11 protein-coding genes are annotated in these 14,471 nt (G+C 57.9%); 5 read left to right on the forward strand and 6 right to left on the reverse strand.

Going from position 1 to position 14,471, the window contains the following annotated elements; all coding sequences use genetic code 11:
* Window positions 1–41: 41 nt before the first annotated feature.
* Window positions 42–3,014, reverse strand: coding sequence for an STT3 domain-containing protein (locus tag NO978_RS02010; RefSeq protein WP_257297838.1), 2,973 nt, complete (start codon window positions 3,012–3,014; stop codon window positions 42–44).
* Window positions 3,015–3,129: 115 nt separating this feature from the next.
* Between NO978_RS02010 and aglG the strand changes: the two genes are divergently transcribed.
* Entirely contained in the window at window positions 3,130–4,071 is a 942-nt protein-coding gene (gene aglG, locus NO978_RS02015) for a glucosyl-dolichyl phosphate glucuronosyltransferase (protein WP_257297839.1), read from the forward strand.
* Between the two features lie 6 nt (window positions 4,072–4,077).
* Here the strand turns inward: aglG and NO978_RS02020 are convergent, their stop codons facing one another.
* The 5 genes from NO978_RS02020 to NO978_RS02040 form a co-directional block, all read right to left on the reverse strand.
* A complete protein-coding gene (locus NO978_RS02020; protein ID WP_257297840.1) occupies window positions 4,078–5,253 on the reverse strand; it encodes a glycosyltransferase in 1,176 nt (391 codons plus the stop codon).
* Between the two features lie 66 nt (window positions 5,254–5,319).
* The gene (locus NO978_RS02025) at window positions 5,320–6,435 is read right to left on the reverse strand and encodes a glycosyltransferase family 4 protein (protein WP_257297841.1); all 1,116 of its coding nucleotides are present in this window, start codon (window positions 6,433–6,435) and stop codon (window positions 5,320–5,322) included.
* 28 nt (window positions 6,436–6,463) lie between these two features.
* Window positions 6,464–7,273: an FkbM family methyltransferase gene (locus tag NO978_RS02030; RefSeq protein ID WP_257297842.1), complete on the reverse strand. Its 810-nt coding sequence runs from the start codon at window positions 7,271–7,273 to the stop codon at window positions 6,464–6,466.
* Between the two features lie 108 nt (window positions 7,274–7,381).
* The gene (locus NO978_RS02035; protein WP_257297843.1) at window positions 7,382–8,395 is read right to left on the reverse strand and encodes a hypothetical protein; all 1,014 of its coding nucleotides are present in this window, start codon (window positions 8,393–8,395) and stop codon (window positions 7,382–7,384) included.
* 54 nt (window positions 8,396–8,449) lie between these two features.
* Complete coding sequence (locus tag NO978_RS02040; protein WP_257297844.1) at window positions 8,450–9,382, reverse strand: hypothetical protein; 933 nt, start codon at window positions 9,380–9,382, stop codon at window positions 8,450–8,452.
* Window positions 9,383–9,503: 121 nt separating this feature from the next.
* Between NO978_RS02040 and NO978_RS02045 the strand changes: the two genes are divergently transcribed.
* The 4 genes from NO978_RS02045 (at window position 9,504) to NO978_RS02060 (ending at window position 14,446) form a co-directional block, all read left to right on the forward strand.
* On the forward strand, window positions 9,504–10,505 hold the full coding sequence (locus NO978_RS02045; protein ID WP_257297845.1) for a hypothetical protein: 1,002 nt from the start codon (window positions 9,504–9,506) through the stop codon (window positions 10,503–10,505).
* A 66-nt stretch (window positions 10,506–10,571) separates the two neighbouring features.
* Complete coding sequence (locus tag NO978_RS02050; RefSeq protein WP_257297846.1) at window positions 10,572–11,732, forward strand: DUF563 domain-containing protein; 1,161 nt, start codon at window positions 10,572–10,574, stop codon at window positions 11,730–11,732.
* A 203-nt stretch (window positions 11,733–11,935) separates the two neighbouring features.
* Entirely contained in the window at window positions 11,936–12,877 is a 942-nt protein-coding gene (locus NO978_RS02055) for a hypothetical protein (RefSeq protein ID WP_257297847.1), read from the forward strand.
* Window positions 12,878–12,991: 114 nt separating this feature from the next.
* Window positions 12,992–14,446 carry a flippase gene (locus NO978_RS02060; protein ID WP_257297848.1) on the forward strand — a complete coding sequence of 485 codons (1,455 nt, stop codon included), beginning with the start codon at window positions 12,992–12,994 and terminating at the stop codon, window positions 14,444–14,446.
* Window positions 14,447–14,471 lie beyond the last annotated feature (25 nt).

Here is a 14,471-nt window from a genome sequence, read left to right on the forward strand (position 1 = left end):
GCTAACCACCGTGGTGCGGAAAACAGTTCGCTTTCGGGCCGCTACGCGAGCGGTACGTGGTGACGGACCGGGAGGAGTGCCCCGTCGGTCCGCTCTCGACTGTCCTCGGACTCGTCCGACTCGTCGCCCGAGGACGAGGCGTTCTCGTCGAACGTGACCTCGATGGGCGAGCCATCCTCGTCGACGACTGCCGTCTCCGGGACCGACACCCGAGTCGATTCGTTGTCGTATGTGACCTCGTAGTCACCGGTCGCCTCGACGGCCACGTCGGTCGCGCCGTCCTCGGGCCCGAGTTCGTCGTTCGTGGCGTACGGCACCGTGATCTCGAAGCTGCCGTCCGCGTCGGTCTGGACCGTCCGCGTGTAGTTGAACGTCCGGTTCAGCGTGTCGGAGGCGAGCTCGACGCGCGCGGTGACGTTCGTCGGACTCCCCACGTCGGCCTGGCCAGAAAGCGTCGCACCGGGGACCCGCTCGTAGGTCTTCACGGTGGACTCGGCCTGGGTGTTGTACGTCTCGTACTGCGGTCGGACCTGATACTCGAAGTACTGCTGGACCGGGAGCGGCTGGTTCACGAACCGTGTCGGCCGTAACGACCCCGACTCGTTGATCGCGATGGACGTGAACACGCGCCGGTTCGATGCCTCGTGGACCAACCGGTAGTGCTCCATGCCCTCGGCGTCGTCGAAGTAGAGCCGTGAGAGCATCGTGTTCTCGTAGGAGTCCGAGCGCGTCGGCAGCGCGGCCTGCTGCCCGCCGACGGTCACGTTCTCACGTTGGTTGTAGTACGACCCCGGCCCCGGGCCAGTCCAGGTCGCGATGGCACCGAACTTGCCACCGGCCATCTGGTAGTCGATGACGACGTACTGGGTGTCCTCGTGGGCCTCCTGTTCGGTCTGCTGGTCGATGAGGCTCCGAAGCTCGTCGTTGCTGAGGTTGTATATCGGCTCGTCCGCGTCGCCGGAGTTCGGCATCGCCTCGAGCAACAGGTTCGCACGCGTCTCGTCCTGTGCCTGCAGGTACGCGGAGGAGATACGTGCGTTGTGCTGGAAGGGGTTCGAAACGGGAACACGTTCACTCTGGGTCGTAATCCAGTGTCCGTAGTCCCACCACGACATCACGCCGTATGCACCCTCGGGATACGCGAAGTCGTCTTGGTTCGAGTAACGGTCGTAGTAGCCAAGATCGTTGTCCGCATCACCGTACTGGCCAGGGGCCGGCGTGTTCTGCTCCATCCACTGGGTGCTCTCGTTCCAGATGAGCACCGAACCGGGTGAGAGGTCGGCTGCCTGCTGATCGACCGTCGTGGACGTCATATTCGCCGGCGGGACGAGCGGAACGAACACGAGCATCAGCACGGAGATGACGGCGATGACCTGGTACATCTCGACGTCGAACGCCTTCTCCGAGAGGTTCGTGAGCCCGATGAACTTCGCGACGCGGCCGAGGAACCAGCCATTCAGCGCCGCGACCGGGACAACGAGGTAGTAGTTGAAACGGACCTGTGTGAGTGCCATCAGCAGCGTGAACACCGTCCAGACGGCGACGAGCAGGTACTCAGCACGGTAGTCGTCGCCGACGTAGAGGGACGTGAGGAGCCAGATCAGCGCGGCGAACGCGACGACGTAGCTCAACCCGTACTGCGCGTTCATGAACTGCGTCAGCGTGTCGAAGAACGGTTCACCTGCGGGGACGACTGCCTGTGCCTCGCCGATGGTGAGCGTCGTGTCGCTCGCATTCAATGCGACGGTTCGGTTGATGTTCCGGATCAGCAGCCCGAACGTGTCCGGCAGAAGAAACCGGAGCGCGAGGAAACCGGCGATCAGTGTCGACGCGATGGTGAGCGAGTACGTCGCCGCCCGTACGTCGTCATTCTGAGCGTATGCGACGATGGCGAACGCACCAGCGAACACGAACACCATCGCAAACGGAATGTCGAGAAACGGGAAGCCGATTACGGGTGCGAGCAGGATGCCGAAGAACAGTATCACTGCCGGCACGACCCCGACAAGCTGGAGCGTCGTGACGTCGGCATCGTCCCAGAGCCGGGCCAGATACGCCATGAATACGCAGCCGGCCGCGAGGCCGAGACCGAGGCCGATTTGAAGGAACGAAAGGGAGGTGACCGCGAAGCCGAACTCGTCGATGTTCGGGAGCACCGTCACCGCACTCACGAGTCCGACGACGACACCGGTGAAGGCGACGTGGTCGGGCGAGCGGCCAGCCTGGTACTCCACGACGAGGGCGAAGGTAAAGAAGACACCGAGGATGCCGACCAGCACGACGGCCGGCGGCCATACCCACATGTAGAGCCCAGCTGCGACGCCGGCAAGCCCGGCCCACTTCGTCGGTTCACGGAGTGCAGCCCAATCGCGGTCGAGCAGCAGCTCGAAGACAGGCTTCTCGCGTTCGGCGGATCGGAGCGCGACCATCACCGCGAGGACGGCCGTCGCCTGCAGGAGCACCTCTGCGACTTGGTGGTCCGAGAAGCCGACCGTGCTCCGGCGGAGGAACACACCCGGGAGGAGCGCCAGAACGAGTGCCGCGGTGACGCCGCCGAGGCGGCCGCCGAGACGCTTCCCGATGAAGTAGGTCGGAACTGCGACGAGCATTCCGAACACGGCGGGGGCAATCAGCAACGTCATCGCGATGGTGTTCTGTGACGGGTCACCGAGTCCGACGATCAGCGCGGCTGTCGCAACGATCTGGTCGAAGAGCGTCCCGAACTGGTCTGCGCTGACACCCGTAGGGAATTCGGAATAAACGTCGTACGGCATCGTCCAAGGCCAGTTGCGGACAGTCCACGATACCTCCCGTAGGTGGTACCAGGCGTCGTTCCCTGCGAAGAAGACCTGGCCGTTCCGCGTGAACTTGTCGAGCGGCTGGAGCCTGATCCAGAGCATGAACAACATTATCAGCCCTACGCTCGGTACGTGATACCAACGTTCGAAGGCGTCGAGAAGTGAGTCCGAGGTGGTCTCCTCGGTCTCTGACTCTTCTCCGGTCGACGTACTCATTGTACGGGAAAAGTCCAAACCCACGAATAAGGCTTGTGTAATCGTTTCGGAGAGGAACAGGTGCGAAAAGCACGATGCAAAACGCTTATTCGCGCTTCGGGGGTGAGTCCGAACGATGAACGTCTCCGTCGTCGTCTGTACGTATCCGACGGACCGCTACGAGGTATTCTCCGAAGCCGTCGAAAGTGTGCTGAACCAAACATACGACGACATCGAGGTCGTCCTCGTCATCGACGGGAACGAGGAGGTACACGAGATGACGGTTGCGGACTTCGGTGACGAGGAGACAGTCCACATCCACTGCAACGACGAGAACCGCGGCATCTCCCACTCGCGGACGAAAGGGGCCGAAATCGCTTCCGGGGAGGTCGTCGCGATGATCGACGACGACGCTGTCGCAGAGCCCGACTGGATAGAGAACCTCGTGCGCACGTACAAGGAAACCAATGCCGTCGCGGTCGGCGGTCAGGTGCTCCCCGACTGGCAGGTCGCAAAGCCTGACTTCTTCCCCGACGAGTTCTACTGGCTCGTCGGCTGTGATGAGAAGGGTTTCGGTGAACACTTGGAAGAGATGAGAAACACCTACGGCTCCAACATCTCGTTCCGACGGAAGGTTCTGTTGAACGTCGGTGGCTACGACGAGAACACCGGGCGCAAGGGCGACAAGCACATTCAGGCCCACGAATCGACCGTCGGCGCTCGCATCAGGCGCGAGTACGGGCGCGGCGTGATTTACAATATGGAGGCGAAGGTACATCACAAGCTCTTTGAGTACCGTGGCGACTTCAAATGGCTCGCCAGCCGGTCGTTCTGGCAGGGCTACTCGAAGCGCATCATGGACCACATCATCCCCGAAGCGTCGGGCGACAAGAACGAGTACCTCGCCGACCTGCTCACGGAACACGTACCCGAACGGCTCGTTTCGCTCCTCAGAGATCCCGAGCTAGCGAAGGTGAAACAGCTCGCCGCTCTGTTCGTCTTCACGGCGATGGTCGGATTCGGGTACGTGTACGCGATACTAAAACCGGATCTGCTTGAGGACTACGACGAAGCCTGAGGCAGACTACTCCGTATCGTACTCGGCGTACCAGTCCGGCCGAATCGCTGCCCGTGTGATTGCCTCTCTTGTGACCTGTTTCATCTCCTCGTGGAACGATTCGACGGAGAACCGCTCGGCAAACGAAGCGATTTCCTCTGGTGACCACTCGACACCTTCCGTCTCGAACCGTTCGATGCTCTCTTCGATGCTCGTCCCTGTTTCATCACGTTCGTGATGGTATCCGTTCTTCCCGTCGAGAACCTGAAACTGCGTCATTCCTTCTGCCACGCCGAGCAACGGTGTGCCAGCTGCGAGTGCCTCGACTGGAGCGATACCGAAATCCTCATCTCGAGCGTTGAACACGAACGCCTTCGCCCCCGCCAGCAGTCGTCGCTTCTTCGCTTCGTCGACGAAGCCAGCGAACTCGACGTTGTCTCCGGCTATCGATTCGAGCCGCTCGCGCTCTTCGCCGTCACCCGCGACTATCAGGCGTTCGTCGAGCCCATCGAACGCCCGGACGATACCGTCGATATTCTTGTGCCAGTCGAGGCGCGAGAGCGTCAGATAGTAGTCGCCGTTCTCGGCGTCTGACCGGGAGTAGCTATCCGTCTCAACAGGTGGATACACGACACGAATCTTGTCCTCGGGAACGCCCCAGTATCGGACAATCCGACGCTTGACGACCTCCGAGTTCACCACGAACAGGTCAGGTTTGTGGGTGTTGTGGTCGTAGGCGACGCGCATGCCGTAGTACAGCAGCAGCTTGACCGACTTGAGCCGAGACGACTCCAGTTCGGTAATCTGGTCGGACTGCCGCCGGTTCGTATGGTGAATGTACGCAACCCAAGTCTGGTCGTCCGGAGCCACGTAGAACAGCGGCTCGTTTCCGCTGGTCACGAGTACGTCGTAGTCACGGAGTTCTGGTGCGACCTGCCAGCCGATTAGATGCGCGAGCTGTCGAAGGAGGCCACCACGACGAAGACCGAAATTCAGGAATCGCCCATCGATAAGCTGTTCCGACTCGACGTCGTCCGGCTCGATGGATTCGTCGGTCCAACCAGCGTAGTACGACGAGTCGTCGAAGGTTCTCGCGAGTTCCCAGGCGAGGCGGTCACCTCCGCCGTTCGCGTGCTCACCCCAGTGTGCGATAGCGAGGCTCCGGTCCGAGAGATTCGGAGACCCGTCGGGCTCGTCGGTCATCGTCTACCATCTTTAGTCGGAGGGTCATATCTGTCACGACTTCCGAATGGGACGGGGTGTAGGACCTCAGAGGAGTCGTTCGTAAGCCGATACGAACTGCGGCACCACCACGTCTGGATGGTACGTGGCCCGGACGTACTCACGGTTCTTGGCCCCGTATTCGTCCCGTCGGTCGTACGCCTGCTCGATGGCGTCGGCCATCGAGACGGGATCCGCCGGTGGACACAACATTTCCTGCTGTTTAATTGTCTCCGCCGGTCCGCCGACGTTCGTCGCGACGACAGGTAGCCCTGCCTGCATCGCTTCTAGTATCGTCCGACCGAACGGCTCCGGCCACACACCTGGATGGACGAATACGTCCGCAGTCGCGTACGAACGTGTGACCTCCTCGTAGGGGACTTGTCCAGTGAACCGTACCCGATTCGAGAGCCCCATCTCTGAAACACGGGTCTCCAAGGCTTCCCGTGTCGGTCCGTCACCGACGATCTTCAGCGTGAGGTCTGAGGAGACATGCTTCATTGCGTCTATCAGGTACCGGACTCCTTTCGAATCCCGGAGATACCCCACGTAGAGCAGTTCCGTACTGTCTCCTTCGATATTGGTCGGGAGTTCGAACTCTGGGTCGAGCATGTTCGGGACGACTTCATATTCGGGACCGTCAAACCCGTTCTCCCGGTACACCCGTTCGACCGCACTGCTGAGTGGGAGGAGGAGTTCGATTTGCTGTATCTGTTTCCGTAGTCGTGGCCGTTCGAGGCGGAGCACCGTCGACTCGTACAGTCGCCGCTGCAGCGACGGCGTCACTCCAATCGACGCCCAGTCCAGAAGCGGGTACGCGTTCAGTGTTGCAACGGTGGGGATGTCCCGTTCAGCTGCAAGCCGACCAACAGCAGGGTGGAGGTGCATGTTGTAGGCATGGAGGAGATCGAAGTCCCGGTCCACTGATTTGAGCTTCCGATAGGCAATCTCGTTCGGGAGACTGTAGGGATACTGCGGGACATCGGATAGACGACTGACTTGAACACCTTCGACTGTCTCGGTTGTCGTCCCGTCGAACGAAAAAACCTCGAGATTATTGACCGTCTCGTGGGAATGCAGTTGATTCGCGAGGAGTTGGACGCTTATTTCACCGCCACCGGCATGGTTGGGCGGATACCGGGGCGTCACGATTCCAATCTTCATTCACGTCTAAGACAGCGGTGGGCGACTTTTAGCTACTGCGGGTTGCCCTGACGAAGTAGTTGTCACGCCGTTCGCCGAGCACATCCAGTTCGAAGTCCAAATCTTTCAGGAGAGCCTCAACGCGTTCCGGGGAACCGCCGATGGCCGCGATCTTTTCCGTATGAATTTCGCAGTAGACGACTCGACAGTCAGAGGACCGGAGCGTCTGTTCTAACCCCGAGAGCGCCAGATACTCGGCGCCCTCAATGTCAATCTTGCAGATGTCCGGCCTGGGAACTTCGTCGTCTTCGACCAGTGCGTCACCCCGCGTCGTCTCGACACGCAACGTGGCATCGTCGGTGTCGTCGGCCATCTGGTGGCCCGTGTAGCCACGAGAAACCATCTCTACTTCCCCTTGCTGGTCTGACAATGCCACGTTCTGAAGTTTCACCGATACGTCATTCTCGGCTACATTCCGCGTGAGCAAATCGAATACCTCCGGGTGTGGTTCGAAGGCGACGACCTGTCCCGACTCGAGTTCGTCCCCGACAAGACAAGTGTAGATGCCGGCGTTTGCACCGATGTCATAGAACACGTCGTCGGGCTTGACATCGTCCAAGACCTTGGCGATGAGCACCTCCTCCGAACGAAGATCGTCGACGAAGTCGTGCTGCCGGAGCGACCGCGTACCCATGTCAAAGAATGCTGTCGCACCACTGACGGAGTACGAGTTGAATGCCGGTTTTACCAGCTGGTACAACGGGTCTATCGGTCGAACACTCCGGTGGATTCCCCGACTGATGAGTTCCGTCAGACCATCGTCACGGGCGATTTGGAGTGCTTTTTCGGTGGTGCTCATAGAGAAGATAGAGGTATTGTAGTCGTATAGACGTCCGCAACGAGTAACGACCGGAGTCGAGACTAGAATCGAGACTCGAAACGTGCGATTGTCTCAAATAGCCTATCCTCACTTATAGCCTAGCGCCTCTAGCTGCCGGTCCAGGGCTTCCTCCGACTGGGAGGCTTCCGGTGGGTCGTGAACCGGCGTGTACGAGCCCGTATCAGTCGCAGAGGTGGTTGCCCAGGGCACCGTCCTGACCTTTGGGTGGAGGCTGCCGTTGTTGTGGCCGAACTCCCAGTACTCGCCAAACGCCTCACCGTGGTCCGACGAGATGGCGACGGTCTCCGCGTCTAGGTTTTCGAGGAGGAGTTCGACATCATCAAGAACGTATCGTAGCTCGTCCAGATATGCGTTCCACACGGCCTCTTTGTCGCCTGTCTCTGCCAGGTACCCCCACCAGTCAGTCTCGTACATTTCGAGTGGCCTGTCCTCGGCGATCCCGTTGGCCATGTAGGGCGAATGTGGCTGGAGGTAGTGTAGAATCATCCTGTCGAAGTCGTACTCACGCCACACCGCGATTCCCCTGTCGGTGACGTACCGTGGCGGCGTCCCGCCCTCTGCGTGACTGAGAGGACCGTCTTCCCCCACCCCCTCGTAGGTGTACAGGTACTCACACCGCCCGAGGGTGTCCACATCCACGTTCTGGATTCGTCCCAGCAGCCTGTAGCTCAGGTTTGTTTCACTGAGCGGAATCTTCTCGTGCTCTCTGTCCTCCAGAATCTGGTCGGTGTAGACGTTCGCAGAGAGGTATGCGGTTTCCGCGATCATCTCTCGGTAGTCCTCGTGGAAAGTCTTCGCAATCCATTCTGGGGACCGCCCACCAACAGAACGTATCTTCCCGACCTCACCGATAAAATCGTACTCATCGGCGACCGCGCGCAGTGCATCCACTCGGCATGTGTCCAAGATTAGTAATACATCCCACTCCTTGTCGAACACGTTGGTACCAATAGTTGTGAGGGTGTTGAGGTAAGTCGACGGAATCCGGTAGAAGAACTCGTAGACGGTCGCATCGAACGCCTGGTCAGGAGCTTTCAGTCCCTTCCGGAACGTGTCGACGCTCAGATCGTGGCGCAGCATTGGTTAGAGGTTCTCGACGGGGCGTTTAACGGTTTTGCTCCGGTTAGTCATTCGTTATTTGTAACCGAGCGCCCGGAGTCTATCCTCGAGATTCTCATCGGACCCGCTTTCGGTATCGACTGGTTCGTCCTCTGTTATGTGCCGACGGTCTCCCTCTATCTCCAGCCATGGAACCTCGTACAACGTCCTGTTCCGGATTGCGTCATGTGAGTGTCCGAACTTTGGATTCGTAAGGAAGTTCATCCGTTCGCCAAGCAGTTCGCCGTGATCAGAGCTGATAACCGTTTTGCCGTCGATCCCATCGAGCAACTCCGCTACGTGCTCCAACACGATATCAAGCGTTTCGGAGTACGCCTTCTGCGCCTTCTCAGCAGGAATCTTCCCTCGTTCTACCATCTTCGAGAACGACTCCCGACTGTCGTGCGAACGCTCCTCGTTGGCGACGTGTCGGTTGAACCCGCGAACATCGTACTTCGCCCGGAGTTCCTCACCCGTCGGTCCGAGGTACGGTCGGTGAGGTTGCATGAAGTGGACGATGAGCCGCTTGTCCGGGAAGCGCTGGTGTGCCGCGAGCGCCTCCTCGACGACTGTCTCCGGCAGCACCGTCTCGTTCTTGTCGTCCCATTCTTCGAGGTACAGAGGTTCGACTGCGTGAAAGACATCGTCGGCAAGCTTGCCAGTATGTGGGTTCGCCGTTACGTAAATAGTGTCGTGAAAGGTCTTCCCGACGAAGTTGCCCTCCATGAACTCCCAGCTTCGACCACCGCGAGAGATGACAGATTGCAAGTCACCTTCGAACTCGCATCGCTCCTCAAAATAGTCGTACCGGCAAGCGTCCAATAGCAGCAAGTTGTCCCAGTCCTGCTCCATAACATCGATACCCCCTTCATATCGCAGATTAAAGAGAATTCGCTGAGCCTCCCAGAGAATATACTCAGGTTTGCCCATAACCTTCTTCAGATTCTTTAGATTGTACCGATGACTCATGATTGTCCGGTCAGTTTGGGGGAGCATGATTCTTTGGGATTTTTCCTAAACAAGGAGACGACCGATCCTGCTGTAGCCACACGCCCATCTGGTTGAGTGCGAATCGCGCCATCAAGACTGCATGACTGAGTACGCTTACACCAGTAAACGACAGCGTTATTATTCAAGCGAAGTAGGTCCAGATATGCGCCATCACCTCAAGAAGGCTAAAAATAAATATAGGTCTGAGGGGGCCATACCGGTGTTCAAAAGCGTGCTTCGGTATCTACCGATCGAGTGCAACAATCTGTTTTTCAGGCTCAAATACGGTCCGGGCACGAAGGTGATGGAGGAAGACTGGGACAACCTCGTGATACTTGACGCCTGCCGATATGATATGTTCTCAGAACGAATTCAGCTGGACGGGGAGCTTCAGTCCCGGATATCACTCGGTTCCAGCAGCGAGGAGTTCCTTGAGGAGAACTTCAAAAAAAGGTATTTCGAAACGGTTTATGTGAATACCAATCCTTACGTTCCGCAGTTGGGGCTGGACAGAGGGACGTTTCACGCCGTAATCGATTTGCTAGAGCAGTGGGATTCTGACCTCCAGACGGTTCGACCGGAGACAGTCGTCGAGGAGGCGCTCGCGGCACACCAGCGCTTCCCGGACAAGCGGCTCATCGTCCACTTCATGCAGCCCCACATCCCGTTCATCGGTGAGACCGGAAAGAGGCTGGTTGGCGAGGACTGGACGCTAGGTACAACCAACGAAGACACCAGTGGCGTATGGGAGCATCTCCGTCGTGGCTCCGACGAGGTAGATATCGAGACATTTTGGGAGGCTTACTACGAGAATCTTGACATTGTCCTCGCCGAAGTAGAGAAGTTGCTCGATGAACTCGACAGAAAGACAGTCATCAGTGCCGACCACGGGAACATCGTCGGTGAACGTCTCTTTCCGGTCCCCACACGCCGGATGTATGGACACCCCTACGGCGTCCACACGACATCATTGGTCAAAGTACCCTGGTTTATAGTTGAGGGCGACGAACGCCGCACGGTACGGTCGGACCCACCAGTCGAAGCGGAGAGCATCTCGGGAGAGACCGTGGAGTCAAGACTAGAGGCCTCGGGGTACCGGTGAGTCGCGTCGTTCCGGCAAACACAGAGCGAGGGCGCAGTCCAATCAGGAAGCAAATCCCCAAATAACATGGTATCAGCCGAATTCGCACCTAGCAAGCTCCGACGAAAGATTCGTTCCGACGGCGTCAAAGACTCCCTCATTGCGGCGGGCGATCTACTCGTCCGGAAGCGCCTCGGGAGACCGCTGTTCGACCCACTCGTATACTACGGGCTAGTACAGACCGTGTCGCGAGACGAACTCAAGCGAACCGCCGACCAGTGTGTCTCTCTCCAGCCCCAGTCCCAGGACTCGTTCGCCGCTGCCGCTGGCGGAGGGACGATACTCTCCGAGACTGGACTGGCAATAACGGCAAGCGGCGAAATAATAGAGGAGAGTGCCGCGGCCCCGCCACACGAACTGCAGGCGATGATGGGGATGTTGTCCAGACAATTCTTCTTCGGACAGTTCCCACTCAGGGCGCTGGTACAACGGACTGCACCGAAGGCGTCGACGTCGCTTGGAACCGCTGCCCCATTCATCCCACGGTATCCGAACTATTACCACTGGATGGTCGAGACAGTGCCGAAGCTAAGGTACGTGCAACGGTATGAGAAATCGACCGGCGATAGCGTCACGTTGGTCATTTCGCCCGATGCCCCCCCGTTCGTGGACGAGACCCTCCGAGCACTCGACTGGCCGGCGGAGAAAGTTGAACGCGCTTCGGAGCCAGCTTATGCGGTACAGAAACTAATCATACCATCGTTCCCGCAACGGCGACCAGCCGACTTCGAATGGATCCGCAGGCAAGTTCTGGGTAACAGTGCCACTTCGCTTGCCGCAGATGGAGACGGGAAGAACGTGTATATTTCGCGAGCGGGGGCGGTCGAACGCCGTGTACTGAACGAGGGTGCGGTGATGGAAATGCTATCTGAATACGGATTCAAGCGGTACCGACTAGAAGAGCGATCCCTGGCCGAAAACGCTCACCTGTTTAGCGAGGCGGATATCGTGGTCGCCCCCCACGGAGCAGGGATCACGGATATAATCTTCTCGACCGACTGTACCGTCATCGAATTGTTCGGTGACAAGATCAAACAGCCATACGAGATACTGGCGTCGGTCCTCGACCTCGAGTATCGGGCCGTGTACTGTAAGCCGGAATCTGCCGACATTCGTGTCGATGTGGAAGAACTGGAGAGCGTCGTGGCCGATGTGAATATAGATTCTGGAAAGTCAGAACACACCTAGGTTTTCCGCGCTTCTTGTGGTTCGTAGTAAGTGAAACCCTCTCCAATATGGGACTCGAATCAACCAAGCGCTACCGGAAGCAATAACCAGATCTATAGTTAAATTCGGTTATAGGGGTTGCAGTATGGATTTACAGGGGGAATGCGAAGTCATCATCAGAAGGGTTTTGATCGAAGGTTTCGAACCTGAAATGCACGTCCCCGATGAAGAACCACTACACCCTCGAGAATCTACGACGGGCAATCAACAACCCTGTCTTGTTCGGTCGTGAGGCCCTTCGACTCGGCAGCCTTCCGATTCATCGAGTCTACGGGGGATACCTCGAGTACAAGTATGAGGATGGCATCGACGTTATGGACGAGGACTGGGACAACCTGATCGTCCTCGACGCGTGCCGATACGACTACTTCGAGGAGTTGAATACCCTTGACGGCGCCCTACGCAGGGAAGTGTCGAAAGGAAAAAAGAGCTGGGAGTTCATCCGCGATAATTTCACTGATCGGGAGCTATACGACACGGTATACGTGACCGCGAACCCGTTCTCGACGGATATCGAAGAGGGCACATTCCACGATATCGACCACCTGCACATGAACCGCTGGGACGGCGACATCGGGACCGTTCAGCCGGAAGAAGTCGTGGAAGCCGCAGTCGAAGCCCATGAGAAATACCCCAACAAGCGGTTAATCGTCCACTTCATGCAACCCCAACGTCCGTACCTCGGGGAGATGGCTGACCGCCTCAGAGAGCGGGTTGATCTGCAAGGCTACGGGAATCACGATGAAGGGATCCAGATCTGGGGAGCGGTGAAACAACGCGAGATAACGGTCGATGAAATCCGGACGGCCTACACAGAGAGCCTGCAGATAGTACTCGAATCAGTCGAACAATTACTGGCCGAGGTCGACGGGAAGTCGGTCATCACAGCGGACCATGGCGAGATGCTGGGCGAACGGCTACTCCCAGGAACGACTAGAGTGTGGGGCCACATGGAAGGATTTAGCACACCAACGCTCAGAGGAGTCCCCTGGCTTCAGATCGATTCTGAGAACAGACGTGACATGGTAGCTGAGGAACCCGTTGGCCAATCCGAGTTCGACGATGACACCGTCTCGGACCGGCTGGCAGCTCTAGGGTACAGGTGAGAGTGGCGGATATGACTGTAAGCCACAAAGTGGCAACGGACAGATAAGACACCACAAGAGAAGGATTATGAGCGTCTCAGTTCCAGATGGATGTATCATAGGTCCCCAAGTACGATGAATCTCGGACAAACTTCAGTCGTCTACCTCGTATCGCGTATCGTCGCGACCGCATTCGGCTTCCTTTCGACGATCTATCTCGCCCGTATCCTCGGCGCAGACGTACTGGGCGACTACTACTTGGTCGTCGGTCTCGTCGCATGGCTCTCCATCGTCGGCAACATCGGATTCTCGAAGGCCATCTCTAAACGCATCAGTGAGGGGGTCGAACAGGGGGAGTTCGTCGCTGCGGGTGTGTTCATCATTGGGACCATGTTCACCCTCATCACGTTCACTCTCGTCGTTGCACGACCGTATGTCAACGACTACATCGGGCTTGAGGCGACAGTATACGTCGTCTTCGTGCTGTTCGCGACCTTGGCCAACTCTACGATGTCCTCAATACTGACCGGCCTCGGACTTGTCCACATCGACGGTGTTCTCGGGACGGTGAAGACCGCCGGACGGAGTCTGTTCCAGATTGGGGCCGTCCTCCTCGGGCTAAAGCTGGCTGGATTGTTCATTGGTTACCTTGCGGGTTATCTGGTCGCCATTGCTATCGCACTCTACTTTGTGATGCGAGGCCTAGACCGATTCTCGTTACCGAGCCGCCGGCACTTCGAGAGTCTCACGGACTTCGCGAAGTTCTCCTGGATCGGAAGCCTGAGGTCAAAGATGTTCAGCTTCACTGACATTCTGGTACTTGGCTTCTTCGTTCCGTCGTCCCTCATCGGGATCTACTCCATAGCGTGGAATATCTCAGAGTTTCTTATTATTTTCTCGACTGCCATTAGCACGACGCTGTTTCCAAAGATGAGCGAGTTGTCGGCGAAAGAGGGGAATGATGCGGTGCGAAACCTCGTTGAGGATTCGCTGGCCTACGCCGGTCTCTTCCTTATTCCCGGCATCGTCGGTGGAGCGATACTCGGACGACGTATCCTCCGAATATACGGCCAAGAATTCACCCAAGGTGCGATAATACTGATCATTCTCATCGTCGCGAACTTTATAATGAGTTATCAGAACCAGATCCTGAACACCCTCGATGCAATCAACCGACCGGACCTGTCGTTCCGTGTGAACGGCGCGTTCGCGGTCGCGAACGTTGCGCTGAACGTGGCACTCATCCCTGAGTTCAGCTGGGTGGGTGCCGCCGTCGCGACAACGCTCTCGGTCGCAATTAGCCTCATATTGGGCTACTACTACCTGAACACCGTGATGACCTTCTCCATCCCGTACGCCGAATTCACCCGACAGTGGGCGGCGGCACTGATCATGGGCGCCGTTGTTTATCAGGGACTTCGGATGGAGCGCTCTTCGGACCTCATCTCGCAGAACTTCATCGTTGTACTCGTACTCGTCGGTCTCGGAGCGTCCGTCTACTTCGCCGTCTACTTCCTCCTCTCGGCTCGCTTCCAGCGTACGGTTTCGGACAACCTGCCCTTCGACGTTCCAATGCTCCCGAAGCTGTAGTCATCTCGCCTGAGCACCTTCTCAT

The organism is Haloarchaeobius sp. FL176 (assembly GCF_024609245.1).
Lineage (GTDB): Archaea > Halobacteriota > Halobacteria > Halobacteriales > Natrialbaceae > Haloarchaeobius.

Excerpts from the sequence above, each read along its gene's own strand:
- NO978_RS02010 (WP_257297838.1), bottom strand. The coding sequence starts at position 3,014 with ATGAGTACGTCGACCGGAGAAGAGTCAGAGACCGAGGAGACCACCTCG.
- aglG (WP_257297839.1), top strand. The coding sequence starts at position 3,130 with ATGAACGTCTCCGTCGTCGTCTGTACGTATCCGACGGACCGCTACGAG.
- NO978_RS02020 (WP_257297840.1), bottom strand. The coding sequence starts at position 5,253 with ATGACCGACGAGCCCGACGGGTCTCCGAATCTCTCGGACCGGAGCCTC.
- NO978_RS02025 (WP_257297841.1), bottom strand. The coding sequence starts at position 6,435 with ATGAAGATTGGAATCGTGACGCCCCGGTATCCGCCCAACCATGCCGGT.
- NO978_RS02030 (WP_257297842.1), bottom strand. The coding sequence starts at position 7,273 with ATGAGCACCACCGAAAAAGCACTCCAAATCGCCCGTGACGATGGTCTG.
- NO978_RS02035 (WP_257297843.1), bottom strand. The coding sequence starts at position 8,395 with ATGCTGCGCCACGATCTGAGCGTCGACACGTTCCGGAAGGGACTGAAA.
- NO978_RS02040 (WP_257297844.1), bottom strand. The coding sequence starts at position 9,382 with ATGAGTCATCGGTACAATCTAAAGAATCTGAAGAAGGTTATGGGCAAA.
- NO978_RS02045 (WP_257297845.1), top strand. The coding sequence starts at position 9,504 with ATGACTGAGTACGCTTACACCAGTAAACGACAGCGTTATTATTCAAGC.
- NO978_RS02050 (WP_257297846.1), top strand. The coding sequence starts at position 10,572 with ATGGTATCAGCCGAATTCGCACCTAGCAAGCTCCGACGAAAGATTCGT.
- NO978_RS02055 (WP_257297847.1), top strand. The coding sequence starts at position 11,936 with ATGAAGAACCACTACACCCTCGAGAATCTACGACGGGCAATCAACAAC.
- NO978_RS02060 (WP_257297848.1), top strand. The coding sequence starts at position 12,992 with ATGAATCTCGGACAAACTTCAGTCGTCTACCTCGTATCGCGTATCGTC.